22 protein-coding genes are annotated in these 24,850 nt (G+C 67.9%); 9 read left to right on the forward strand and 13 right to left on the reverse strand.

The window, feature by feature from the left end; translation table 11 throughout:
* Positions 1-13: 13 nt before the first annotated feature.
* From AC099J_RS24940 to AC099J_RS24960, 5 genes are all read right to left on the reverse strand, one after another.
* Positions 14-220, reverse strand: coding sequence for a putative motility protein (locus AC099J_RS24940; protein ID WP_479617980.1), 207 nt, complete (start codon positions 218-220; stop codon positions 14-16).
* Positions 217-1,665 carry a mannose-1-phosphate guanylyltransferase/mannose-6-phosphate isomerase gene (locus AC099J_RS24945; RefSeq protein WP_479617981.1) on the reverse strand — a complete coding sequence of 483 codons (1,449 nt, stop codon included), beginning with the start codon at positions 1,663-1,665 and terminating at the stop codon, positions 217-219. The genes AC099J_RS24940 and AC099J_RS24945 overlap by 4 nt, the downstream gene beginning before the upstream one ends.
* Positions 1,666-1,695: 30 nt before the next feature.
* Positions 1,696-2,706 (reverse strand): UDP-glucose 4-epimerase GalE, encoded by a 1,011-nt coding sequence (gene galE / locus AC099J_RS24950; protein WP_479617982.1) that lies wholly within the window; start codon positions 2,704-2,706, stop codon positions 1,696-1,698.
* A gap of 192 nt (positions 2,707-2,898) precedes the next feature.
* Positions 2,899-4,128, reverse strand: a complete 1,230-nt coding sequence (locus AC099J_RS24955) for a TetR/AcrR family transcriptional regulator (protein ID WP_479617983.1) — start codon at positions 4,126-4,128, stop codon at positions 2,899-2,901.
* A 43-nt stretch (positions 4,129-4,171) separates the two neighbouring features.
* Entirely contained in the window at positions 4,172-5,428 is a 1,257-nt protein-coding gene (locus AC099J_RS24960) for an acyl-CoA dehydrogenase family protein (RefSeq protein WP_479618017.1), read from the reverse strand.
* 326 nt (positions 5,429-5,754) lie between these two features.
* Between AC099J_RS24960 and AC099J_RS24965 the strand changes: the two genes are divergently transcribed.
* The 3 genes from AC099J_RS24965 to AC099J_RS24975 are packed head-to-tail and all read left to right on the forward strand — an operon-like array spanning position 5,755 to position 10,423.
* Positions 5,755-6,915 (forward strand): acetyl-CoA C-acyltransferase, encoded by a 1,161-nt coding sequence (locus AC099J_RS24965; RefSeq protein ID WP_479617984.1) that lies wholly within the window; start codon positions 5,755-5,757, stop codon positions 6,913-6,915.
* Positions 6,912-8,294, forward strand: coding sequence for a TetR/AcrR family transcriptional regulator (locus AC099J_RS24970; protein WP_479617985.1), 1,383 nt, complete (start codon positions 6,912-6,914; stop codon positions 8,292-8,294). Before AC099J_RS24965 ends, AC099J_RS24970 begins: the two co-directional genes overlap by 4 nt.
* Positions 8,295-8,332: 38 nt before the next feature.
* Positions 8,333-10,423, forward strand: coding sequence for a 3-hydroxyacyl-CoA dehydrogenase NAD-binding domain-containing protein (locus AC099J_RS24975; RefSeq protein ID WP_479617986.1), 2,091 nt, complete (start codon positions 8,333-8,335; stop codon positions 10,421-10,423).
* Between the two features lie 197 nt (positions 10,424-10,620).
* On the opposite strand, the gene AC099J_RS24980 is transcribed toward AC099J_RS24975, so the two are convergent.
* Entirely contained in the window at positions 10,621-11,544 is a 924-nt protein-coding gene (locus AC099J_RS24980; RefSeq protein WP_479617987.1) for a LysR family transcriptional regulator, read from the reverse strand.
* A gap of 62 nt (positions 11,545-11,606) precedes the next feature.
* Here AC099J_RS24980 and AC099J_RS24985 point away from each other — a divergent pair, with 62 nt between their 5' ends.
* From AC099J_RS24985 to AC099J_RS25010, 6 genes are all read left to right on the forward strand, one after another.
* On the forward strand, positions 11,607-12,542 hold the full coding sequence (locus AC099J_RS24985; RefSeq protein WP_479617988.1) for an NADP-dependent oxidoreductase: 936 nt from the start codon (positions 11,607-11,609) through the stop codon (positions 12,540-12,542).
* A 32-nt stretch (positions 12,543-12,574) separates the two neighbouring features.
* Complete coding sequence (locus AC099J_RS24990; RefSeq protein ID WP_479617989.1) at positions 12,575-13,144, forward strand: isochorismatase family protein; 570 nt, start codon at positions 12,575-12,577, stop codon at positions 13,142-13,144.
* 217 nt (positions 13,145-13,361) lie between these two features.
* Positions 13,362-13,616, forward strand: coding sequence for a FitA-like ribbon-helix-helix domain-containing protein (locus tag AC099J_RS24995; protein WP_479617990.1), 255 nt, complete (start codon positions 13,362-13,364; stop codon positions 13,614-13,616).
* A 309-nt stretch (positions 13,617-13,925) separates the two neighbouring features.
* On the forward strand, positions 13,926-14,192 hold the full coding sequence (locus tag AC099J_RS25000; RefSeq protein ID WP_479617991.1) for a MerR family transcriptional regulator: 267 nt from the start codon (positions 13,926-13,928) through the stop codon (positions 14,190-14,192).
* 42 nt (positions 14,193-14,234) lie between these two features.
* Entirely contained in the window at positions 14,235-14,924 is a 690-nt protein-coding gene (locus tag AC099J_RS25005; protein WP_479617992.1) for a TipAS antibiotic-recognition domain-containing protein, read from the forward strand.
* Between the two features lie 58 nt (positions 14,925-14,982).
* A complete protein-coding gene (locus tag AC099J_RS25010; protein WP_479617993.1) occupies positions 14,983-15,858 on the forward strand; it encodes a class I SAM-dependent methyltransferase in 876 nt (291 codons plus the stop codon).
* Between the two features lie 73 nt (positions 15,859-15,931).
* Here AC099J_RS25010 and AC099J_RS25015 read toward each other — a convergent pair whose 3' ends face one another.
* The 7 genes from AC099J_RS25015 to AC099J_RS25045 form a co-directional block, all read right to left on the reverse strand.
* Complete coding sequence (locus tag AC099J_RS25015; protein ID WP_479617994.1) at positions 15,932-17,941, reverse strand: acyltransferase family protein; 2,010 nt, start codon at positions 17,939-17,941, stop codon at positions 15,932-15,934.
* A 168-nt stretch (positions 17,942-18,109) separates the two neighbouring features.
* Entirely contained in the window at positions 18,110-19,453 is a 1,344-nt protein-coding gene (gene gdhA / locus AC099J_RS25020) for an NADP-specific glutamate dehydrogenase (RefSeq protein ID WP_479617995.1), read from the reverse strand.
* A gap of 157 nt (positions 19,454-19,610) precedes the next feature.
* The gene (locus AC099J_RS25025) at positions 19,611-20,627 is read right to left on the reverse strand and encodes an amidohydrolase family protein (RefSeq protein ID WP_479617996.1); all 1,017 of its coding nucleotides are present in this window, start codon (positions 20,625-20,627) and stop codon (positions 19,611-19,613) included.
* Between the two features lie 80 nt (positions 20,628-20,707).
* Positions 20,708-22,492 (reverse strand): L-lactate permease, encoded by a 1,785-nt coding sequence (locus AC099J_RS25030; RefSeq protein WP_479617997.1) that lies wholly within the window; start codon positions 22,490-22,492, stop codon positions 20,708-20,710.
* A 90-nt stretch (positions 22,493-22,582) separates the two neighbouring features.
* Entirely contained in the window at positions 22,583-23,413 is an 831-nt protein-coding gene (locus AC099J_RS25035) for an enoyl-CoA hydratase (protein ID WP_479617998.1), read from the reverse strand.
* A gap of 102 nt (positions 23,414-23,515) precedes the next feature.
* Positions 23,516-24,598, reverse strand: coding sequence for a phosphotransferase family protein (locus tag AC099J_RS25040; RefSeq protein ID WP_479617999.1), 1,083 nt, complete (start codon positions 24,596-24,598; stop codon positions 23,516-23,518).
* Position 24,599: 1 nt separating this feature from the next.
* On the reverse strand, positions 24,600-24,850 hold a 251-nt coding region (locus AC099J_RS25045), incomplete at its 5' end, for a hypothetical protein (RefSeq protein ID WP_479618000.1).

Here is a 24,850-nt window from a genome sequence, read left to right on the forward strand (position 1 = left end):
ACCTGAACGCGCTTCAAGCGTAGGTGTTCAGGCGCGTGCCCAGGTTGCCTTCGGTGGCCAGGGCTGGCACGGCCGGCAGCGACTGGATCAGCGTCGCCGCCGCCGTGGCCTGCGCATCCAGCGCCTTCTTCAGCACCAGCATCTGCACCGCATTCGCCGTCGTCCCTTGCGAGGCTGCCGCAGTGGCCGACTGCACGGCGGCGGTGCTGGCGATGTTCACTTCGACCGCCCGTACACGTCTTCGAAGCGCACGATGTCGTCCTCGCCCAGGTAGCTGCCGGACTGCACTTCGATCATCTCCAGCGGCACGCGGCCGGGGTTTTCCAGCCGGTGCGTGGTGCCCAGCGGGATGTAGGTCGATTCGTTCTCCGACACCAGAAAGGTCTCTTCGCCACGCGTGACCTTGGCCGTGCCGGACACCACGATCCAGTGCTCCGCCCGGTGGTGATGCATCTGCAGCGACAGCTGGCCCGCGGGCTTGACCACGATGCGCTTGACCTGAAAGCGCGCGCCGTTGTCCACGCTGTCATACCAACCCCAGGGGCGAAACACCTTGCGGTGCAGCTGGCCTTCTGAGCGGCGCTCGCGCTTGAGCGTGTCGACGATCTTCTTCACGTCCTGCGTCTTGTCCTTGTGCGCGACCAGTACGGCGTCGGCCGTCTCGACCACGATCAGGTTGTCCACGCCCACGCAGGCGATCAGCCGGCCTTCGGACAGCGCCAGCGTGTCGTGGCATTCGTGCAGCAGCACATCGCCCTGCGCCACATTGCCCTCGCTGTCCTTGGGCAGCACCTTCCACAGCGCGTCCCAGGCGCCCACGTCGGACCAGCCGGCCGCCAGCGGCAGCACGACGCCGGGCGGCAGGCCCTGGGCGCCGGAGGCCAGGCGCTCCATCACCGCGTAGTCGATGGAATCGCTGGGGCAGGCGGCGAACGCATCCTTGCCCACGCGCAGGAATTCGCCATCGGTCGAGCCCTGGTCCCAGGCGCTCTGGCAGGCCGCCAGGATGTCGGGCCGGCAGGCGGCAATCGCCGCCAGCCAGACCGAAGCGCGCAGCACGAACAGGCCGCTGTTCCAGGAATAGCCGCCGGCATCCAGATACGTTTGCGCGGTGGCGAGATCCGGCTTTTCAACGAAGCGGGCGATCAGGCAGGCGCCGCCCTCACCGGCGCCGTGAGGGCCGCCGGCCTGGATGTAGCCATAACCCGTCTCCGGCGAATCCGGCGTGATGCCGAAGGTGACCACTGCACCTTCCTGCGCCAGCCGGGCGCCCTGTTCCACCGCCGCCTGAAAGGCCTGCGTGTCTACGATCACATGGTCGGCCGGCATCACCAGCAGCACCGGGTCGGCGCCGTCGCGCCGCGCTGCGAGGGCGGCCAGCGTCAGTGCCGGCGCCGTGTTGCGGCCCATGGGCTCCAGAACGATGGAGCCCGGCTTGCCCATCAGCCGCAGTTGCTCGGCGATGACGAAGCGGTATTCCTCGTTGGAGACCACCATCGGCGGCGCCACCTCGATGCCGGGCACACCCTCGACACGGCGCACCGTGGCCTGTAGCAGCGAATCCGCGCCGATCAGCGGCAGCAATTGTTTGGGGTATTTCTCGCGCGACAGCGGCCACAGGCGCGTGCCGGAGCCGCCAGACAGGACAACGGGTTGAATCAGCATCGGTTGGACAAACAAAAGTTGAAAAGAAGTTCAGGCGCCGAAGCCCTGCGGGTTCTGGCTTTGCCAGCGCCAAGCGTCCTCGCACATGGCACGCAGGTCACGCTCGGCGCGCCAGCCCAGCAGCGCGGCCGCCGAGGCCGGGTCGGCATAGCAGGACGCGATATCGCCCGGCCGGCGCGGCGAGATCTGGTAGGGCACGGGCTTGCCGCTGGCGTGCTCGAACGCACGCACCATGTCCAGCACGCTGTAGCCGGTGCCGGTGCCCAGGTTGACGGTGACGCCGCCGGGCTGCGACTGCAGCCGCTCCAGCGCGCGCAGGTGGCCCACCGCCAGATCGACCACATGGATGTAGTCGCGCACGCCGGTGCCGTCGGGCGTGGGGTAATCGTCGCCCCAGACCTGCAGCTGCTCGCGCCGGCCGATCGCCACCTGTGCCACATAGGGCAGCAGGTTGTTCGGCACGCCGCGCGGGTCTTCGCCGATCAGCCCGCTCACATGCGCACCCACCGGGTTGAAGTAGCGCAGGATGCCGATGCGCCAGCTGGCGTCGCTGACCTGCAGGTCGCGCAGCATGTCCTCGATCATCAGCTTGCTGCGGCCATACGGGTTGGTGGCCGAGAGCGGATGGTCCTCCGTCAGCGGCAGGCGCTGCGGGTCGCCATAGACCGTGGCCGACGAGCTGAACACCAGCTGGCGCACATCGCAACTGCGCATGGCCTCCAGCAGGCGCAGCGTGCCGACGACGTTGTTGTCGTAATAGTCCAGCGGCATTTGCACCGATTCGCCCACGGCCTTGAGCCCGGCGAAGTGGATGACGGCACTGGCGCCGCTGTCGCGCAAAGCCTGCTCCATCGCGGCCGCGTCGCGGATGTCGCCGCGCACCAGCGCCGGGGCCTTGCCGGTGATGCGCTCGACGCGGGCCAGCGACTCGGGGTTGCTGTTGCTGAAATTGTCGAAGACCGTGACGGCATGGCCGGCCTGGAGCAATTCGACACAGACATGGGAGCCGATGTATCCGGCGCCGCCGGTGACAAGAATCATGTGGTTGTTCTGGCAATGCCGACGCGGGTCGGCGTGATGGTGGTGGTGGCCGCACCGCTCGGGGCCTGTGCCCTGCGACGCCGGTGGCAAAGCAAGAATAGCATGTGCCATGCCGGCCCAGATGTCAGCCGCGCCCGCCAGTCGCCAGGCGCATCACGGCTGTAGCGCGGCAGCCAGCGGCGCCTGCAGTGCCTACTGGCCTGAGGATTTGTCCAGCCCCATCAGCAGCGGCCGCACATACAGATCGACCGCAGCCTGCGGTGTCGTGCCCGGCATGAAGCGCTGCAGCTCGGCCGCAGCGTTGATGCCGACCATCACCAGCTGGGCGGCCTGCATCGGGTCGAGCGGCCGGATCGAGCCATCCACCATGCCGGCCACCACCAGCGATGACAGCCGCTCGGCGATGCGCCCCATCGCCATGCGGATGCGGCTGCGCTCGGCGGCGTCCGGCAAGGCGGCCACGGCCGACCACTGCAGCAGCGGGCTGCCCTCGGGCGTGATCTGGTAGAGCACCAGCGCGCGCAGCACCGCGCACAGCCGGTCCCACCCGTTGGCGTCCTCCTGTTCGGCCTGCGCCAGCGCCTGGCGGATGATGCTGAAGGTCTGGTCGAAGCAGCAGCTGACCAGGTCGTCCTTGGTCTCGTTGTGGTAGTAAAAGCCGCCCTTGGTCATGTTCAGCCGCTCGGCAATGCGGTTGACCGACGCGCCCCGGTAGCCCTGCTCGTTGATCAGCTGCGTCGCCGTGCGCAGAAAGGCGGCGGAGGGCGATTGGTCGGCCGAGCCCAGCTGCCAGCGCGCCTCGCAACCCTGCGCCTGCCAGCAAGCGCCGGGTGTCATCAGGCCCTGCGTCAACAGCGCCTGCATGTGGCTGGCGACAGCGCCGAACCGCGCCGCCTCGTGACGCAGCAACCACATGCGCTGCGCGTTGACCACGGCCAGCACGATGTGCGTGCGCGCATTGCTGGCGCTGCGGCAGGCGGCCACCTCGTCGTTCAGCAGATGGCGCAGCCGGCGGAACATGGCGACGTAGGCGGCGGACACCGGCTCCATGTGCGGCGCGCCGAGCGCCCGCAGGTCGTGAAACCGCGTCACCGGCGGATGGCGCCCCTGCTCCACGGCCGCCAGCAGCTCGGCATGCAGGCGCAGCAGCGTGGCCAGCCGCGCGTGCAGGCCCGTGTGCTGCAGGGCCTCATCGGTCAGGCGGTCGTAGATCTCGATGGAGCGCAGGTAGCAGGCCGCGGCCAGGTCTTCCTTGCGGCGGAAGTAGTAGGTGACGCTGTTCTTGATCAGCCCCACGCCCTCGCCCACGGCCGACAGCGTGGTGCCCCGGATGCCGCGCTCGTTCAGCAGCCCCGATGCCGAGGCGATCAGCGCTTCTCGCTTGTCGGTGAACTTGGCGGTGGGCGCAGTGGCGGCATGCATGGGCGGCCGCGATTGTGCGCGAGCCGCCGCCGCGCGTGCGCCGTCAGTTGCGGAACACGGCCGCCATGCTGGCGTCTTCTTCGTTGCTGCCTTCGCGCATGCGGATCTCGTTGCGGCCCACCACCAGGTGGTGCACCTCGTCCGGCCCGTCCGCTAGGCGCAGCGTGCGCTGCTGCGAATACATGTGCGCCAGCGGCGTGTGCTGCGAGACGCCCAGCGCGCCGTGCATCTGGATCGCCTGGTCGATGATCTTGCACACGCGCTCGGGCACCATGGCCTTGACCATGTGCACCCACTGGCGCGCCTCGCGGTTGCCCAGCACGTCCATGGCCTTGGCCGCCTTGAGCACCATCAGCCGCATGCTTTCGATTTCGATGCGGGCGCGCGAGATGATCTCCACGTTGCCACCCAGCCAGACCAGCTGCTTGCCGAAGGCCTCGCGTGACAGGCCGCGCTGAACCATCAGGTCCAGCGCCTTCTCGGCCGCGCCGATGGAGCGCATGCAGTGGTGGATGCGGCCCGGCCCCAGGCGCAGTTGCGAGATCTCGAAGCCACGGCCCTCGCCCAGCAGCATGTTGGCCTTGGGCACGCGCACGTTGTCGAACGTGATGTGCATGTGGCCGTGCGGCGCGTGGTCTTCGGCGAACACGTGCATGGCGCCGACGATCGTGACGCCGGGCGTGTCGCGCGGCACGAGGATCATCGACTGCTGCTTGTGCGAGGGCGCATCGGGGCTGGTGCGCACCATGGTGATGAAGATCTTGCAGCGCGGGCTGCCCGCACCGGAGATGTAGTGCTTCTCGCCGTTGATGACCCACTCGTCGCCCTCCAGCACGGCGGTGGTGGCGATGTTCTTGGCGTCCGACGAGGCGTGGTGCACCTCGGTCATGGCATAGGCCGAGCGGATTTCGCCGTTTAGCAGCGGCTTCAGCCAACGCTCTTTCTGCTCGGGCGTGCCCACGCGCTCCAGCACTTCCATGTTGCCGGTGTCCGGTGCCGAGCAGTTCATCGTCTCGCTGGCCAGCGGCACCTTGCCCAGCTCGGAGGCGATGTAGGCGTAGTCCAGGTTCGACAGGCCTTCGCCGGTCTCGGCGTCGGGCAGGAAGAAGTTCCACAGCCCTTCCTTCTTGGCCTGGTCCTTCGCGGCATTCAGCATCTCGAGCTGGCCGGGCGCGTACTGCCAGCGCTCTTCGCCGTGGCGGTTCTTGCCCAACGCCTCGTACTTCTCCGCCATGGGCGCCACGGTCTCGGCGATGAAGCGCTTGACGTGCTCGTACAGCGGCAAGGCCTTGGCGGACATGCGCAGATCGTTCAGTTCGTCGGTCGGGTTGAACCCGAATGCCGGGGTGGGCTTGCTCATGGTGGTATCTCCAGGCGGTGGCAGGGTGGTCGATGATTTCAGACCGATAGTATGGAAGAAGAAGACGCTTCGCGGAGTCCGGTACGAGACAGTAAACGACAGGGTTTGCACGGATCAACACGCCACACCTCGCCGCTACCATCGATCGGCGTTTCATACATTGGGTACGGCCAACCCCGGCGCACCCCAGTCGGCACGACGGGCGTACACCACGCCGACTGACGCCACCGCCCCCTTCCACCGCTTAACCCAGATCGGACCCTGCCATGCGCCAAGCCGTCATCGTTTCCTATGCCCGCACGGGGCTGGCCAAGGCCGGCCGCGGCGGCTTCAACGACACCCCCAGCATGACCATGCTGGGCCACGCCATCCGCCACGCCGTGCAGCGCTCGGGCGCCGACCCGGCCGAGGTGGAAGACGTGATCGCCGGCTGCGTGGCCGCATCCGGCAACGTGGCGCGCGCCGCCGGCCTGCTGGCCGGCCTGCCCGTCACCACCTCGGGCATGACGCTGAACCGCGCCTGCTCGTCCGGCCTGAACGCCATCGCCATTGCCGCGCACCACATCGTCGAAGGCGGCGCCAGCGTCATGGTGGGCGGCGGCGTCGATTCCGTCAGCTTCCAGGGCGGCGGCGGCGGTGGGCGCGACGACAGCCTGCTGCAGACGCACCCCGCCATCTGGATGCCGATGATCGACACCGCCGACATCGTGGCCGAGCGCTATGGCCTGTCGCGCGCCTACCAGGACGAATACGCCCTGCGCTCGCAGCGGCTGATGGCCGCGGCGCAGGAGGCCGGCAAGTTCAAGGACGAAATCATCTCCGTCAAGACCCGCATGAAAGTGGTCGACAAAGCCACCAAGGCCGAGAGCTATGTCGACGCCGTGGTCGACCGCGACGAGTGCAACCGGCCCGACACCACGCTGGCCGGCCTGGCCAAGCTCGAGCCGGTCAAGGGCCCGGGCAAGTTCGTCACCGCCGGCAACGCCAGCCAGCTGTCCGATGGCGCCGCTGCCGTGGTGCTGATGGAGGCCAGGGAGGCCGAGCGCCGCGGCCTGCAGCCGTTGGGCGCCTTCAAGGGCTGGGCCGTGGCCGGCTGCGAGCCCGACGAAATGGGCATCGGCCCCATCTACGCCATCCCGCGCCTGCTGAAGCGCCACGGCCTGAGGATTCAGGACGTCGACCTGTGGGAGCTGAACGAAGCCTTCGCCAGCCAGTGCCTGTACAGCCGCGACAAGCTGGGCATCGACCCCGCGATCTACAACGTCAACGGCGGCTCGATTGCCATCGGCCACCCGTTCGGCATGACGGGCGCGCGCCTCACCGGCCACGCGCTGATGGAAGGCAAGCGCCGCGGCGCCAAGCATGTGGTGGTGTCGATGTGCATCGGCGGCGGCATGGGTGGCGCGGGCCTGTTCGAGGTGCTGTGACGGCGGCGACGGGCCGCCACAAAGTGCCCGGCAGCGCGGGCCGCCAGGCCGGGGCCGGCCCCAAAGCGTCGGACGCCGGCCGGCCGCGCACGCGCCGCGCCGCAGCGCCTGCCGCCACGGCTGCGCCACCCTCCACGCCCAGCCTGCCGGCCGCCAAGCCCACCGACCGCTTCCAGGTCAAGCGCGAGGCCATCCTCGCGGCTGCGGCCGAAGAGTTCAACGAGCATGGGCTGAAGGGCGTCACGCTGGCCGGCGTGGCCGTGCGCGTGGGCCTGCAGAAGGCCAGCGTCAACTACTACTACCGCCGCAAGGAAGACCTGGCCGCCGACTGCATGCTGCAGGCCATCGCCGCCGTGCACAGCGACGCGCAGACCGCACTGGCGCAGGCCGCGCCGGAGGACAAGATCCGCGCCTTCCTGGCCGGCCAGGCCGCGCTGCTGGCCGACATCGCCACGGGCCGGCGCGGCGCACTGGTCTCGTTCAACGAGATCCGCGCGCTGGCTGCCCCGCAGGTCGGCCAGGTGGTCGAGGCCTACACCGCGCTCTTCCGCAGCCTGCGCGGCTGCTTTCCTGCCGACAGAGGCTGGACGCACGCGCAGCGCAACGCCCGCACGCATCTGCTGCTGGCTCTGTCGAACACCATGCGCACGTGGATCGACCGCTACGAGCCGGCCGACTACGCGCTGGCTGCCCACGCCCTGGCCGACATGCTGCTCGGCGGCCTGGCCACCGCAGCGCAACGCTGGCACGAACAGCCGGGCCCTGCCCTCATGCCCACGCACCCGGCGCAGGCCAATGGCGATGCATCGGACGTGCGCGAAGCCTTCCTGCGCGCGGCCACTGCGCTCGTCAACGAGCAGGGCTTTCGAGGCGCTTCCGTCGACGCCATCTCGGCCCGGCTGCACCTCACCAAAGGATCGTTCTACCACCACCACGCCAGCAAGGACGACCTGGTCGCGCAGTGCTTCGAACGCAGTTTCGACGTGATCCGCCAGACCCAGCTGCAGGCCATGGCGCAGACCCCATCGGGCTGGGAACAGCTGGTCGCCAGCACCTGCGCGCTGGTGCGCTACCAGCTGTCTGACGCCGGCCCGCTGCTGCGCTCGTCTGCCCGCAGCGCGCTGGCCGAGGGCGCGCGCCACGACACCGTGCAGCGCGGCAACCAGCTCACCGAGCGCTTCGGCCTGTTCATCGTCGATGGCATGGTTGAAGGCGCCATCCGCCCGCTGGACGCCAGCCTGGCCGCGCAGCAGGTGGCCAGCATGGTGAACGCCGCATCGTCGCTGCGCGCATGGGTGCCCGGCATTGGCATGGACGACGCCGTGCCGCTGTATGTCGCGCCGCTGTTCACCGGCATCCTCACGCCGCCTTCCGCCTGAACCACCTTTTGTCTGCCACTCCCAGAAAGCACCCGACCATGACCACTGCCACCCTGCCCGCCCACTCGCTTGCCGTCGAGGGCGACATCGGCGTCCTCACGCTGCGCTACCCGCCTGTCAACGCTCTGTCGCAGGTGATGCGCCAGGCCATCATCGACGGCATGCGCGAGGCCGATGCCCACCCCGCCATCCAGGCCATCGTGCTGATCTGCGACGGCCGCACCTTCCTCGCCGGGGCCGACATCACCGAGTTCGGCAAGCCGCCCAAGGCGCCTTCGCTGTGGGAGGCGCAAGACGAGATCGAGAACGCGCGCAAGCCCGTCATCGCCGCCATCCATGGCACGGCGCTGGGCGGCGGGCTGGAGGTGGCGCTGTGCTGCCACTACCGCGTGGCCGTGCCCAGCGCCAAGTGCGGCCTGCCCGAAGTGCACCTGGGCCTGCTGCCGGCCGCGGGCGGCACGCAGCGCCTGCCGCGCATCGTGGGCGTGGAGAAGGCGCTGGACATGATCCTCAACGGCAGCCACGTGCCCGCGCGCCAATGCCTGGAGATGGGCCTGGTCGACGCGCTGGTGCCCGAGGGCGAGTTGCGCGCCGGGGCCATCGCCTTCGCGCGCACCGTGCTGGCCGAGCGCCGGCCGCTGCGCAAGGTGCGCGACAACGACGACAAGCTGCTCGCCGCCCGCGCGCACCCCGAAATCTTCGCCAAGGTGCGGCAGGACAACGCGCGCAAGTTCCGCGGCTTTCCGGCGCCGGAGGCCAACATCCAGTGCATCGAGGCGGCCGTGAACAGCAGCTTCGACGAGGGCCTGGCCACCGAGCGCCGGCTGTTCATGGACCTGATGGTCGGCACGCCCTCCATCGCGCAGCGCTACGCCTTCTTCGCCCAGCGCCAGGCGACCAAGATCCCCGACGTGCCCGACGACACGCCGACGGTGAAGGTGGCCAAGGTCGGCATCATCGGCGCCGGCACCATGGGCGGCGGCATCGCCATGAACTTTGCCAACGTCGGCATCCCCGTCGTGCTGGTGGAGACCCAACAGGCCGCGCTGGACCGGGGCCTGGCCGTGGTGCGCAAGAACTATGAGAACTCCGCCAAACGCGGGCGCTTCACCCCCGAGCAGGTGGAGCAGCGCATGGCCCTGCTGACCGGCAGCCTCAGCATGGAATCGCTGGCCGATTGCGACCTGGTGGTCGAGGCCGTGTTCGAGAACATGGCCGTGAAGAAAGAGATCTTCGGCACGCTGGACCGCATCTGCAAACCCGGCGCCGTGCTGGCCACCAACACCTCGGCACTGGACGTGAACGAGATCGCCACTGCCGCCACATCACGCCCCGAGGCCGTGGTGGGCATGCACTTCTTCTCGCCGGCCAACGTGATGAAGCTGCTGGAAGTCGTGCGCGGCACCAAGACCAGCGCCACCGCGCTGGCCACCGCCATGCAGGTCGCCAAGAAGATCGGCAAGGTGGCGGCCGTCTCGGGCGTGTGCCCCGGCTTCATCGGCAACCGCATCCTGGCCGCGCGCGGCGCGCAGGCGCAGATGATGGTGCTGGAAGGCGCGATGCCGTGGGACATCGACGCCGTGCTGTACGACTTCGGCATGCCCATGGGCCCGTTTGCGATGAGCGACCTGGCGGGGCTGGACATCGGCTGGAGCAAGGAGACCAGCAAAGGCGCGACGGTGCGCGAAGTGCTGTGCGAGATGGACCGGCGCGGGCAAAAGAACGGCGCGGGGTATTACGACTACGAGGTGGTGGATGGCACGCGCATCGCCAGGCCGAGCGAGGTGACGCGCGGGATCATTCGGGACTTCATGGCGAAGCAGGGCAAGGTGGCGCGCGAGATTGGGAAGGACGAGATCCTGGAGCGCTGCCTGTACGCGATGGTGAATGAGGGCGCGAAGATCCTGGACGAGGGGATTGCGATTCGCGCCAGCGACATCGATGTGGTGTGGGTCAATGGGTATGGCTGGCCGGTGTACCGGGGTGGGCCGATGTTCTATGCGGATACGGTGGGGGTGCCCACGGTGCTTGCCAAGCTCAGGGAATACGGGGAGAGGATGGGGGCGGGGTTTGCGCTCTCGCCGTTGTTGGAGCGGATGGCGGTGGAGGGCAAGGCGTTCACAAACTGAGTGGGCGGCGCGTTGGCTGGTCCGTCCAGTGCCTGAAGGCGTCCAGCGCGGGGCCGGCTGGTTGGTGTGCCGCTTTGGACGGGATGCGGCTGTAGCAAACGGAGAGGCGACTGCGCACCAGCGGCCAGGTGGCGTCGCCCGCGACCGGCTGCTGCAGGCGCACTCGCCTTTCAACCACGTCGACATTACGGTCGACATCAGACGCCCAGGCACTGGACGACATGGTCAAGGAATGCTCGAATCTTTGTTGAATGTCGTCTGCCGGGAACGTACAGAGCATTGATGTCCTGAGCCGGCAAGCCGGCTCCCGGAACCACAGCGATCAGCCGGCCCGCCTCGATATCGTCGTGCACGAACGTGTCCGGGATGACGGCGATGCCGGCGCCATGGCGCGCTGCCGTCGCGAGCACGTCAGGATCGTTCGACCAGAGCGCGACCCTCGCGGGACGAATGTTGTGCAACTTCCCCATCGCGTCGAACAGCTCCGTCGTGCCATTCGCGCGCGCAGGTCGAAAGTCGAGCAGGGCGTGGTGGGCAATGTCGCGCAGCGAATTCAGCGGCACTCGCCCGCGCAAGTATTCGGGCGACGCGCACAGCAGCACGCGGTCGCGAGCCAGCCGACGCGCCGCCAGTTGCTCGCTTCCCGGGTTGCCGACGCGAATCGCGACATCGGCCTCATCGGCGAGCAGGTCGACGCGGCGGCTCGAAAGCTCCAGCTCGATCGAGACCTCCGGGTAACGCGCCATGAAACCCGGCAGCATCGGCGCGATCACGACGCGACCATAGGTGGTCGGGGCCGTCACGCGCAGCCTTCCCTCGATTCCCTGGCTTGGATCAGCCAGCCGGCGCAGCGCGTCTTCGATCGCTGCGACCGGCTCGCTGACTCTTAGCAGCAACTCTCGTCCTTCTTCAGTCAGCGCGAACCGGCCATCGCCTCGGTGCAGCAAGCGCTGACCTACGGCCGCCTCCAGCCGCTGCAGCTGGCGCGTGACCGATGCCTTCGACTGCAATGACGCGCGGGCCGCCGCGGCCAAGCCGCCAAGCTCGACGACTTGGGCGAGCAAGTGCAGGTCTGACAACGCAACATCCAGAGTTGCAGTTTTCGGAACCGTGGGTTTCATGTACCGGGGATAGTCTCACAGAGCGCAACCTCCTAGGATGCCGCTTTCCATCGAGAACCACCATGCAAGCAGCCCGCATCACATCATTCGGCCCCGCCAGTGATCTGCGAATCATCGACATCGGAACGCCGGCGCTCTCACGCGCCTCGGACGTTCTTGTCCGCGTGGTCGCCAGCGGCGTCAACGCGATCGAGTGGAAGATTCGCAGCGGCGCGATGGGCAAAGCACTCGCCAGAGCGCTGCCAGCCACGCTCGGCTGGGAATGCGCCGGCATCGTCGAGGCGGTCGGCGACGCAGTGCAGGGCCTGCGTGCCGGCGACGCGGTGCATGGCTATCCCGAGTTCACGCGCGACGGCACGCATGCCGAGTACGTCATCGTCGACGCCGCTCAATTGGCCCTCAAGCCGCGTTCGCTGTCGTTTGATCAAGCCGCCGCGGTGCCGATGACGGCGCAAGCGGCCTGGTCAGCGTTGGAAGTGGCCGGCGAGGCCGCCGGCAAGCGCGCGCTGCTCCATGGCGCCGGCGGCGCTGTCGGCCACTGGCTGGTGCAGCTTGCCAGGCTGCGCGGCTTCGACGTGACCGTGACGGCATCCCCGAGCGACTTCGCCAGGGTTACCGCGCTGGGTGCGCATCGCACGCTCGACCACCGCGCAGAGCGCTTCGAGGACGCCGGCCCGTTCGATCTCGTGTTCGACCTGGTCGGCGGTGAGACGCAAGCGCGGTCGTGGTCGGTCCTCGGCCGCGGTGGCATGCTCGTCTCGCTGGCCCAGCCTCCCGATCAGGCGAAGGCGCACGAGACAGGCGCCAGCGGCCGCTTTGTCTTCACCCAGCCCCGGGGCGCGGTGCTGGCCGAAATCGACGCCTTGATCGAAAGCGGCCGGCTCGTTGCGCTCGACGTCGGTCAGCGGCGCCCGCTGGAGGAGATTGCCTCGGTGCACGCCGAAGGCGAAGCCGGCAAAGGCCGCGGAAAGACCGTGCTCGCCGTCTCGGCGGCCTGACCCATCGACCCACTTTTCCCAAGGAGACCCTGATGCAACGCTTCAACCTGGACGACACCGCCGTCATCTTGATCGACCACCAGGTCGGCACCAACACCTGGGCCAGCTCGACGCCGCTCGCGCTCCTGCAACGCAACGTATTGATCCTGGCGCGCTTTGCCGCCGGCACCGGGATGCCCGTCGTCCTCACCACGAGCCAGGAAACCAACGTCGACGTTCAGGGTCCTTTGATGCCCGAGCTTCAGCAGGCGCTTCCCGAAGCCTCTGCGGCGCGGATCAAGCGCGTCGGCGTCGTCAACGCATGGGACGATCCGGCCTTCGCCGCCGCGTGCCGCGCCACCGGCCGCAAGAACTTCGTCATGGCCGGCGTGACGACCGATGTCTGCATGGTTGCGCCGGCCATCAGCGCGCTCGAGGAAGGCTTCGACATTCAGGTCGTGTGCGACGCCTGCGGCTCGTCGAACCCGATCGCCGAGGACATGTCGTATCGGCGCATGGAGCGGGCCGGCGTGCGCCTGACGAGCACCAATGCCATCGTTGCCGAGCTGGTCAAGAACTGGGCGACTCCCGCGGGCGCGGTAGCGTTCCCGCTGCTCACATGAACGGCGCACTGACTCGTCGGAACTGTTACCCGAGCTGACCGGCTGCCTCCAAGCCTATGGTTGAAAGCGTCCTCCATCCTGCACTCGCATCCACCCGTCAAAGCCGATACACCCGCTCCGCCGTCCCAGCCCCTGGCTGAAGCACTATTCCGCTCGATTCCCCGAGTGAAGGCGCGGTGGAAAAATGCATGTATCGAACGCATTCGGAGGATGTGCCATGGTCATGCTGACAGTCCGCAACCTTTCTGAGGAGACGCACCGCGCTCTGCGTGTCCGCGCTGCCCAGCACGGCAACAGCATGGAGGCTGAGGTGCGCGAGATCCTGGAGTCTGCGGTCAGGCCCAAAGGCCGCGTGAAGCTGGGCTCCCTACTGGCCGACATGGGTCGCCAGGCCAGATTGAGCGACGAAGAGTTCGCTGTGTTCGAGGGCGTCCGTGACAAGACTCCCTCTCGTCCGGCGAACTTCGAATGATCGTGCTGGGCACAGCTATGGTTTCGGAGCCGGTTCCCCAGCCCCTTCGAGGCCGCGGGCGCAGCGGTCATCAACCCAGGCAGACAGAAGCGCTCGCCGATGACGACTTGGTCGCCATGAGCAGGTCGGTATGACTCGAACAGCCCCACGACCGCGGCGCCGATCGCCATGGACGCCTTGCTGGCCGGCCATGGCGGCCTGACGCAGTGTCGCGCCGTAACGCCCGCCTGAAGACCACCCTGTACGCCCGAGACCAAAGCGCCCTGGCCTTTTCAGTCGCGCCGTCGCCACGGCGAGGCACACTCCCCCATGCTTCTCAAAGTCGGCGAACTGGCCCGGCGCACCGGTCTCACGGTGCGCGCGCTGCACCACTACGACAGCATTGGGCTGCTGCACCCGACGGGGCGCTCTGAGGGCGGCTATCGGCTGTACAGCCGGGACGATGTCGCGCGGCTGCACGGGATCCAGACCCTGCGCCGCATGGGCCTGTCGCTGGCCGATGTGGCGCAGTTGCTGGACGATGGCGCTGTCACCTTACCGGACATCCTGGCGCGCCAGATCGGCGTGCTGGATTAAGAGATCGCGCAGGCCCAGGCATTGCGCGAGCGGCTCACCGTCATGCAAGCCGTCCTCGCCGAGGGCGGTCAGCCGGAGATCGATGACTGGCTCGCCAGCCTGTCGATGATGCAGACGTTCGAGCAGTATTTCAGCGCTGGCGAGCTCAAGCTGGTCTTCGAGCGGTGGAAGCGCTGCAAGTCCGAATGGCCGCCGCTCGTGCAGGCGGTACGCGAGGCCATGGAGCGCGGCGTGCCGCCCGATTCCATCGCGTTGCAACCGCTCGCACGGCACTGGATGGACGTGTCGGCGCGCTGGATGGACGGCGACATGGCGCTCGTGCAGCGTTGGGGCAGCATGGTGCGCGAGGAGCCTGGCCTGCGCTTGCCCAGCGGCATGGACCGGACCTTGCTGGACTACATCAACCAGGCGGTCCAGCTGCGGCTGGCTGCGCTTGCCAAATACCTCAGCGCGGACGACCTCGCGCACCTGGACAAGACGCTGGACCCGGAGTGGCGCGTGCTCGGCGAACGGGCCGAGCGCTTGATCGGCGACGGCGTCCCACCGCACGGCGCGCGCGCCCGCCGGCTGGCCCGCGACTGGCAGGACGTGCTGGACCGTGTGGTGCGGCACGACGGCGCCCTGCGCGACAAACTCATCGCGGCCTACGAGAACGAGCCGCTGCTGCAAGCCGGGGCGGTCGTCACGCCTGAAGTGCGGCACTACCTACAGCAGGCGGCGGGCGGCACTTGACCCTCACGCAACGTGAGGCTGGACGATGCGATGTCTTCCACACCAAAGGGTCCATCCGATGTCCACGCTGCCCACCAACATCGTTCGCCAGGGCGCCCCGAGCCGCTCGGCGCTGAGCGTCGCCGCCCTGCGCGCCGTGCACCAGTTGCTCGACGAGCCGCTGGTCCTGCCCGACCCGATCGCGCTGCCCCTGCTGGGCGCGTCCACCGAGGCCGCGCTGCGGGACGATCCCTTCACCCTGAACGATCCCATGGCGCGGGGATTGCGCGGTGCGCTCGTCGCGCGCAGCCGCTTTGTGGAGGACGCGCTGTCGCGCTGCGTGGCGGCGGGTGTGCGCCAGTACCTCGTGGTGGGCGCCGGGCTCGACACGTTCGCGTGCCGCAATCCGTACCGCGACGAGGGCCTGCGGGTGTTCGAGGTGGACCATCCCGGCACACAGCGCTGGAAGCGGCAACTGCTGGCCGAGGCCGGCATCGGCGTGCCGGCGTCGCTGACCTTCGTGCCTGCAGACCTCGAGCGCGACGACTTGGGGGACGCCCTGCGGCCGGCCGGATTCCGTGCCGACCAACCGGCCTGCGTCAGCTGGATGGGCGTGACCATGTACCTGACGGCCGACGCCGTGGCGGCGACCCTTCGCACCGTGGCCGGCTTTGCGGCCGGCAGCCGCCTGTGCTTCGATTACCGTGTGAAGGTCACGATGCTCAACCCGGTCGAGCGCGTGATCAATGAGGTGCTCGAACAGCAACTGGCCGCGCTGGGTGAGCCCTGGCTGTCGACGTTCGATCCAGCGCAGCTGCAAAGGCAACTGCTCGAACTGGGTTTCCGCACTGCGGAGAGTGCCGCGCCGGAAGATCTCAACGCGCGCTATTTCGCCCGGCGCAAGGACGGGCTGCGCACGGGCGGTGGGGTCCGCATCATGTGCGCGGATACGTGACGCGCTGTGCCGGCGGTACGGTGGCTCCACCTGGCAAGCAACCAGTCCAGGTGTTCGTCTGGAAGCGGCCCCCTCAACGGCCGTTCCCGGTTCCGCTACGCACTGTTGATACCAGCACGCTCACGAACGCCGGGAAGAGCGCCCGGTTGCCATGGCCGCTCAGGTGGTCGCCGTCGAAGAACAACGGGCGATCACCGTCGAACGCCGAGCACTCGGCGCCCGGGCAAAGCACTGGCAGCGGACCCCAAACGACCAGCGCAGGGTGTGAGGCTTTCAAACTCGCCAGTGCATCCATGGTGGGCCTGCGATGGGCCTCTAGTAAGGCCTTGTCGAGTGCAAATCCGCCTGCGCAAATCGGATTGCCCTCGTTGAATGCATCCGAGCATCGGAAGGGCGGCGCTTTAAAAATTGGCTTGGGAGCGTCGATGATGACGCGCATGCCGGCATCCTCGAACGACTTGATGACCGCATCGGCTTCCCGCACGGCCTTCAGTCGGGCTGCCTGGATGTCTGCGGTTGCCGTGATCGGCGTGACTGCGTGCGCCGTGTCCCACTGATCGCCGAATCGCGGCACGCGGAGCGATGCCAGGAACACGATGTCGCCGGCGCTCGCTTTGCCGGTGATCTCTGCCACGACTTGGCTTGATCGTGCGAGGCATTGCGCGGTGACCGGCTTCTGTAGTCCTGCCACTGGGCAGCCGGCCTGCGAGTAGGTGAACACCTGGGCGCCGGTTTGCTCTCGCAGCGCCTGCAGCATGGTGCTGTATGCGCCGACGTGCGAGTCGCCCCACACGAAGAGCCTTCGGCCGGCCAGCGCGTCCTGTGCCGCCGGCAGCTTGGCAGTTGTCGCCGGCCATGCCTCTGGATACCAAGTCTGGCGGTCGCTCGTCACGCTCAGGCTGATCCGCTCTTGCGATTTGAGAACGGCAGCCAAGCCGACCGCGCACATCAGAACGCCCGCTACACCGACGGCCGCTGTCCGTCCCGGGCGCCAACCGGAAATTCGGCCACGCCACCAGGTACCCTGCTCGATCAGGTGGTACGACAGCGCTGCCAGTGCAATCGACAACACGGCGGCCAATGCCAGCATCGCGGTGCCATCCATGCCCGCCGTCCACCGCAGCAGCACGATCACCGGCCAGTGCCACAGGTAGAGCGAGTACGAGATCTTGCCGATGTATGTCACCGGCCGGCTGCCCAGCACCGCAACGGCGCGTGACCGCAAAGCCACGTCTCCCACGCTGCCGGCGATCACCAGCGTGGAGCCCAACACCGCGGGAATGGCCCAGGGGAAGGGGAACGCGCCCGCGTCCGCGTAGGCAAACGTCAGGCCGATCAGAGCGGCGCCTGCGATGACACAAAGCCCTGCCTTCTGAGGACTGGCTGGCAACCAGCGGCCACCGTGGTGCATGCGGAACAGCAACGCGCCGCAGGCCAGTTCCCAGAACCGGCTGGGCAGCATGTAGTAGGCGAGGTCCGCGCGCGTGGCGGTCTCGTACGCGCAGTAGGCGAGCGACACGACCAGCAGCGCCGGCAGGGTGCTGCGGCCAAGCATCCCGACAGGGGTTCCCCGCGTACGGTTGCGGATCCAGACGAAGAACAGCAACGGAAAGATCAGATAAAACTGCTCTTCCACGGCGAGCGACCAAGTGTGGGTGAAAGGATTGAATTCCGCGCGCGGGGAGAAGTAGCCGTCGCTGAACCACACCAGAGCGACGTTGGCCAGGCCGAAGATCGACGCCATGCCCGTGTATGCCGTCGTCTGGCTCAGCCAGGAGGCCGGCACGAACATGGATGTCGCAATGCCGGTGATCAGGACGCACGCCAGCAGCGCTGGGAAAATTCGTACGATCCGACGCGCATAAAAGCCGAGCAGGAAAGGGCCGAACGCCCCGTCATCGCGGTGGGCAAGGCTGGCACTGACCACGTAGCCAGAGATGACGAAGAACACGTCGACCCCGGCAAAGCCGCCTGGCAGCAGGGTCGCCCGCAGGTGGAACAGCACAACAGACAACACGGCGACGGCCCTCAGGCCGTCGATGCCGGGGATGTAGCCAGTCGGGCCGAGCGGTCGTAGCGCCATTCTGTGAGTTCGAAAGCGTGCTGCAGTGCACAACGACGAATTATTGCTGCGTTGCGACGCAGCTAGTCGTCAACTTTGCAACTTGCTTTGCTGGTCCTAGCGGGCGACTAGGAACAGGTGTCGAGGTGAAATTCAGACACTTCTCGCCAATCCGACCGGCGGCGTGCCCTACACCACCCCCTGCGCCAGCATCGCATCCGCCACCTTCACAAACCCCGCAATGTTGGCCCCGTCCACGTAGCTCACGCTCCCATCCTTGCGCGTGCCGTGCTTCACGCAGGCCGCGTGGATGCTGCGCATGATCTCCAGCAGGCGCGCGTCCACCTCTTCGCGCGGCCAGCTGAGGCGCATGGCGTTCTGGCTCATCTCCAGGCCCGAGGTGGCCACGCCGCCGGCGTTGCTGGCCTTGCCGGGCGCGAACAGCACGCCGCGTTCTTCGAACACCTTCACCGCGCCCAGCGTGGATGGCATGTTGGCGCCCTCGGCCACGCACACCACGCCGTTGTCGGCCAGGCGGCGCGCATCGTCTTCTGTCAGCTCGTTCTGCGTGGCACACGGCAGGGCCACGTCGACCTGCACGCCCCAAGGCTTCTTGCCTTCCAGGAACTTGCCGCCCGCGCGCTTGGCGTAGTCGCTCACGCGGCCGTACAGATGGTTCTTCACTTCCATGAGCTCGGCCAGCTTCCCGGTGGTGAAGCCGTCTTCGTCCACCACGGTGCCGCTGGAATCAGACACAGTCACGACCTTGGCGCCCAGCGCCAGCGCCTTTTCGATGGCGTACTGCGCCACGTTGCCGGCGCCTGAGACCGACACGCGCAGGCCGTCCAGCGACTTGCCCTGGTGCGCCAGCATCTCTTGCGCAAAATACACCGTGCCGTAGCCCGTGGCCTCGGGCCTGATCAGCGAGCCGCCGAACGACAGGCCCTTGCCAGTGAACACGCTGTCGGCGCGGTTGGTCAGCTTCTTGACCATGCCGGCGATGAAGCCCACCTCGCGGCCGCCCACGCCGATGTCGCCGGCCGGCACGTCCGTGTCGGCACCCACGTGGCGAAACAACTCGCTGGCGAATGCCTGGCAGAAGCGCATGACCTCGCCGCGGCTCTTTCCCTTGGGGTCGAAGTCCGACCCTCCCTTGGCGCCGCCCATGGGCAGTGTGGTCAACGCGTTCTTCAGCGTCTGCTCGAAGGCCAGGAATTTCAGGATCGACAGGTTCACCGAGGGGTGAAAGCGCAGCCCGCCCTTGTAAGGGCCGATGGCCATGCTGTGCTGGATGCGGTAGCCGCGGTTCACGCGCACGGTGCCGTGGTCGTCCGTCCAGCAGACGCGGAACATCACCGTGCGCTCTGCCTCGACCAGCCGCTCCAGCAGGCTTTGCTCGGCATAGCGCGGGTGCTGTGCGATGAACGGCCAGAGGCTCTCCATCACCTCAGTCACGGCCTGGATGTACTCGGGCTGGCCGGGGTTGCGCTCGGCGACATGGGCCATGAAGGCATGGCAATGGGGGTACTGCATGGGGGGCTGTCGAATCAAATGAATGGTGTTCCATTCTCGTGCAGGCGTGCACCATTCACGGGCTAATGCCCTGTGTTGGTGCCGTCAATGCTTCAAGTCAGTGCGCGGCGGTTCGACTGGCCACGGCACCGCGCCGCAGCCTTGGCTGCCATGCCCATCAAACCCGGTACACCCGCTCCGCCGTGCCATAGAACATCGCGTGCTGCTCATCGGCGGAATAGCCCGCTGCGATCTTCTTCATGGCGTTCCAGTAGCTCACATACGACACCGACCGCCGGTCCACCGGGAAGTTGCTCTCGAACATGCACCGCTCCGGCCCAAAGCATTCGATGGCGTGCCGGTAGTAGCGCCCCTGCGCTTCGACCAACTCGTCTGAGTGCGCCGGCAGCGCCCGCCGGTCCCAGCCGAAGCCGTTGTCCGGCATCGCCAGCCCGCCCAGCTTGGCGACCACGTTGGGGCAGCGCGCGATCTCGGCGATGTCGCGCTGCCACTGGCTGAAGATGGCCTCGCGCTGGCCGGCGTAGGCGCCCACGCCCAGCGGCGTGCCGAAGTGGTCCAGCACCATCGTCGTGCCCGGCACCGCGCGCGCCAGGGCGGCGAAGTCGGCGTTCTGGTGGTGGTAGTGCCAGGTGTCGTAGGTGTGGCCCAGACTGCCCAGCAGCGCGACGCCGGCGCGGTAGGCGGCATCGGCGTACAGGCCCGCGTCGGCACGGCCGGGAATGGTCAGCGCCTGCGGATCGGGGTCGCGCGCGCCCGAATGGCGGATGCCGCGAAACAAGCCCTGTGCTGCGTCGCCCTGTGCAGCCAGCACCTCGCGCAGGACGGCTTCGCTCTGGCGCAGGTCGGTGTGGCCGACGAAGCCTGCGATTTCGGCGCCACCGCCACCCTCGCGCGCGGCTTGCGCGATGCCGGCGACGAACGCCGCCTCGCCCACGGTGCGCAGGTGCTCGGGGCCTTCGGTTCGGTAGCCGGCCCGGCATTCGATGAACACGGTTTTTTGAATGTTGTGGCCGGCGCCGGTGTCGGCCCACAGCTGGCCCAGCAAATAGCCGCCCCAGTCGCCGCGCGAGAGCCACAGGTGGTGGTGCGGGTCGATGATGGGGCGACCAGGGTCGATGGGCTCTTCGCGCACCTGGTGCAGCCAGGCTTGCGATCCGGGGGTGGGTGCGGTCATCGTCTCACTCCTCTCGGTGTCTGGCCGCCACCGGGGCGGCGGCGGCCAGCGGGTTCAGCAGGGCGACGCGGCGTGGCGCCTCAAGCCGGCCGTGGCGTCGTGAACACGCGGGTCGCCACCATGGGCGTGCCCTTGGCCAGCGACATGCCGATCAGGAAGATGGCCAGCCAGATCGCTGCCGCCGCCCACCAGACCACATTGCCGCTGATCAGCGCCTGCCCGATCAGGCCGCCCTGCACACAGTAGAAGGCCATGGGGATCAATGTCTTGCGGATGATCTCGCCCTCGCGGTTCATCATGCCGACCACGGCGCCCGCGGCCACCACGTTGTGCACGCAGATCATGTTGCCCGCTGCGCCGCCGATGGCCTGCAGGGCCACGACGACGGCCGACGAGTCCACGTTCAGCCCGATCTGCTGGGCGGTGGAGAACTGGAAGTACGCAAACATCATGTTGCTGACGGTGTTGGAGCCGGCGATGAACGCCCCCATCGAGCCCACCCACGGCGACACGTTGGGCCATGCCTGCCCCGCCAGCGCAGCGGCGCCCTGGGCCAGCGCCATCGGCATGCTCACCAGGCTGCCGTCGGCAGCAGCAGAGTTGATGAACACCTGCACCATGGGCACGGCCAGCAGCAGCGCGGGCGCGGCGTCGAGCATGGTGCGCGCCGAGTCCTTCACGCCACGCAGGTACTGCTGCGACGACATGCGGAACAGCGCGATGCACAGCAGCGACACCAGGATCAGGACGACGCCCGGCGAATACAGAAACTGCGCCGAGGCCGAGATCGACGTGCCGAACAGGTTGGCAAAGCGCAGCGTGGTGTCCGGCCCGGTCAGGAAGGCCTTCACCGGCGCCACCGTGCGCGTGAGGATCAGCAGCGCCACCACCAGCACGTAGGGCGAGAACGCGCGCAGCACCGAGAAGCGGGCCGTTTGGGTCTGGTCGGGCGCGTCCAGCGTGCCCAGCCAGCTCGGCAGCCAGCGGTCGCGGGGCGGGAAGTCGAAGGTCTCCTTCGGCACGAACCAGCCACGGCGCGCGGCCGGCACCACGATCAACAGGCCGATCATCGCGCCCACCATCGACGGGAATTCAGGGCCCAGCAGGCGGGCGATCAGGTAGTAGGGCACGGTGAACGCCAGGCCGGCGAACAGCGCGAACTTCCAGGCTTTCAGGCCATCGACGAACGACTGGCGCTCGCCGAAGAAGCGCGTCAGCAGGCCGCACAGGATCAAGGGAATCACGAACCCGGTGAGCGCATGCAGCAGGGCGACGTTCTCGACGATCTGCTGCAGGTATTCCAGGGGCGCCGCAGGCGCGATGGCCGCGGCCACGTCGGCCTTGTTGTCGATGCCTGAGCGCACGCCCACCAGCATCGGCGTGCCCACCGCGCCGAACGACACCGGCGTGGACTGGATCACCAGCACCGCCATCACCGCCGCCATCGCCGGGAAGCCCAACGCCAGCAGCAGCGGCGCGCCCACGGCCGAGGGTGTGCCGAAGCCGGAGGAGCCCTCGATCAGCGAGCCGAACAGCCAGGCCACGATGACCACCTGCACGCGCCGGTCTGGCGAGACGTCGATGAAGCCCTGGCGGATGGAGGCGATCGCCCCACTCTCCTTGAGCGTGTTCAGCAACACGATGGCGCCGAACACGATGAAGAGCAAGGTGACGGCGGTCAGCAGACCGTTCACCGTGGCCGCAGCCACCACGGCGCCTTGCGCCTGCCAGACGAACAACGCCATCAACGCGGTGACCACATAGGCAGCGCCCATCGACAGGCGCGCCGAGCGCCCCAAGACGACCATGAGCAGAAAGACGACCGCGATCGGCCCCAGGGCAAGCAGGCTGTAGGTAGAACTCATGCTGTTAAAACCTTGATGAAAGTCGGCTGAGCGTACCGAGGAGTACGCCGTTGCGACCGCGGATGGTAAGGGGCGCCCGCTCGGACCGGCTCAACGGCCGTTGAACACCGGCTCGCGCTTGTCGACGAAAGCTTTGGTTGCCTCGCGGTGGTCTTCGGTCTGGCCGCAGTGGATGTGGTGCGTGGCCTCCAGGTCCATGCAGTCGTCCACATCGCCAGCCATCGCGCGGTTCAGGTTCTCCTTCATGTAGCGGTACGCCACGGTGGGCCCGGTGGCCAGGCGCAGTGCCAGCGCGCGGGTGCGGTCGGCCAGCTCTTCGGGCGCGCAGACCCAGTTGGTGAGGCCCAGGCGCAGTGCCTCGTCGGCGCCGACGCGGTCAGACAGAAAGTACAGCTCGCGCGCCTTGGCCGCGCCCACCAGCTGCGTCACGAAATAGGTGCCGCCGTAGTCGCCCGAGAAGCCGACCTTGGCGAACGCCGTCGTCATCACCGCCGTGCTGGCCATGATGCGCAAATCGCACGCCAGCGCGAGTGCCAGGCCGGCACCGGCCGCCGCGCCGGGCAGCGCGGCGATGGTCGGCTTGGGCATCTTGAACAGCTTGCCTGCCGTGGCGCGCTGGTTGGCGCGCTGGCGGTGGATGGCCTGGTCGATGGTCTGCGCGCCGACGGTGCCGTCACCGGCCGCCGCCATGCCCTTGACGTCGCCGCCAGCGCAAAAGCCCTTGCCCGCGCCAGTCAGCACGATGCAGCGCACAGCGTGGTCGAACTCGGCCTGCGCCAGCTGCTCCTGCAGGGCCAAATTCATCGCGCGGCTCATGGCGTTGCGCGCGTCGGGGCGGTTCAGGGTCAGCGTCAAGACGCCGGCCTGCAGCGTGGCGAGCAGATCGGGCGTGCCGGTGTCGAGGGTGGTGGGTTCGGACATGGGTGGCTCCTGTGAAATGTCGATGGGTTCAGCTGCAGGCGAAGCGCGAGGCCGCGTGGACGCCTGCAAGCCGATGAGGCCACGCCGTGGTGGGTGCCATCTTCAGGCTTGCTGCGCCTGTTGCGCCCATGCCCAGGCGCGCTTGGCACGCGGTGCGGCGCTGGCGCCCGCGGCCTTGGCTTGCGCGCTGGAGGCGGTGCCGGCCTCCACGCGCTTGGCGATGCCCTGCGCGATGGCGGCCAGGCGGAACAGGTTGTAGGCCATGTAGAACGACCAGTCCTGGCGCAGCACATCAGGCGTCGTCAGCCGGCTCTGGTCGCAGTACATGGCGATGTAGTCATCCAATGAGGGGATACCCAGCGCGGCCAGGTCCAGCCCTTCCAGCCCCCGGTTTTGCGAGGGCTCCACATGCCAGACCATGCAGTGGTAGCTGAAGTCGGCCAGCGGGTGGCCGAGCGTGGACAGCTCCCAGTCCAGCACCGCCAGCACGCGTGGCTCGGTGGGGTGAAAAATCATGTTGTCGAGCCGGTAGTCGCCATGCACGACACACGCCGTCTCGTCGCGCCCGCTGGCGGGGATGTGGGCCGGCAACCAGTCCATCAGCACGTCCATCTCGGCGATGGGCTGCGTGATGGACGCGCGGTACTGCTTGCTCCAGCGGCCGATCTGGCGCTCCAGGTAATTGCCAGGCTTGCCGAAGCCGGCGAGCCTGCGTTCGGCAAACGGCACGGTGTGCAGTGTGGCGATGACGCGGTTCATCTCGCGGTAGTGGGCGGCGCGCTCGGCCGGTGCCATGCCGGGCAGCGCCGGGTCCCACAGCACGCGGCCTTCCACGCACTCCATGACGAAGAACACGCGGCCGATGACGGCCTCGTCGCTGCACAAGGCCAGCATGCGCGCCACCGGCACGCCACTGCCATGCAGGGCCTGCATCACGGTGTATTCGCGCTCCACGGCGTGGGCGCTGGGCAGCAGCTTGGCCGCAGGGCCGGGCTTGGCGCGCAGCACATAGTCGCGCGCGGGGGTGCCGATGCGGTAGGTCGGGTTGGACTGCCCGCCGGCGAACTTGGTGACGGTCATGGGGCCGGTGAAGCCAGGGACGTGCTGTGTGAGCCAGGCCTGCAGCGCGGTCTCGTCGAAGCCGTGGTCGGTGGGGGGTGGTGTGGGTGGGGTGGATTGGGTCATTTCATTCATCCGGTGCGCAGCGTGGTGTGGGCAACTTCAGTGTGGTCGGAATCATGGGGGCGCGGGCCGAGGCCACCGGGTGGCCCCTTCCGCGAATGTCCCCCGGTCCGCGCAGGGCGCGTCCCTCCTCCTTTATTTCTACAGGGACTTCCCACCACGTCAACAACCGGTCATGGATTTTTTCTTCCATTGATAGACAGTCTTCGTTGTCGTTCAAAGCAGGCACGCAGTAAGAGAAGAGGCCACCACAAA

It is taken from the genome of Rhodoferax sp. RT4P68 (assembly GCF_056521305.1).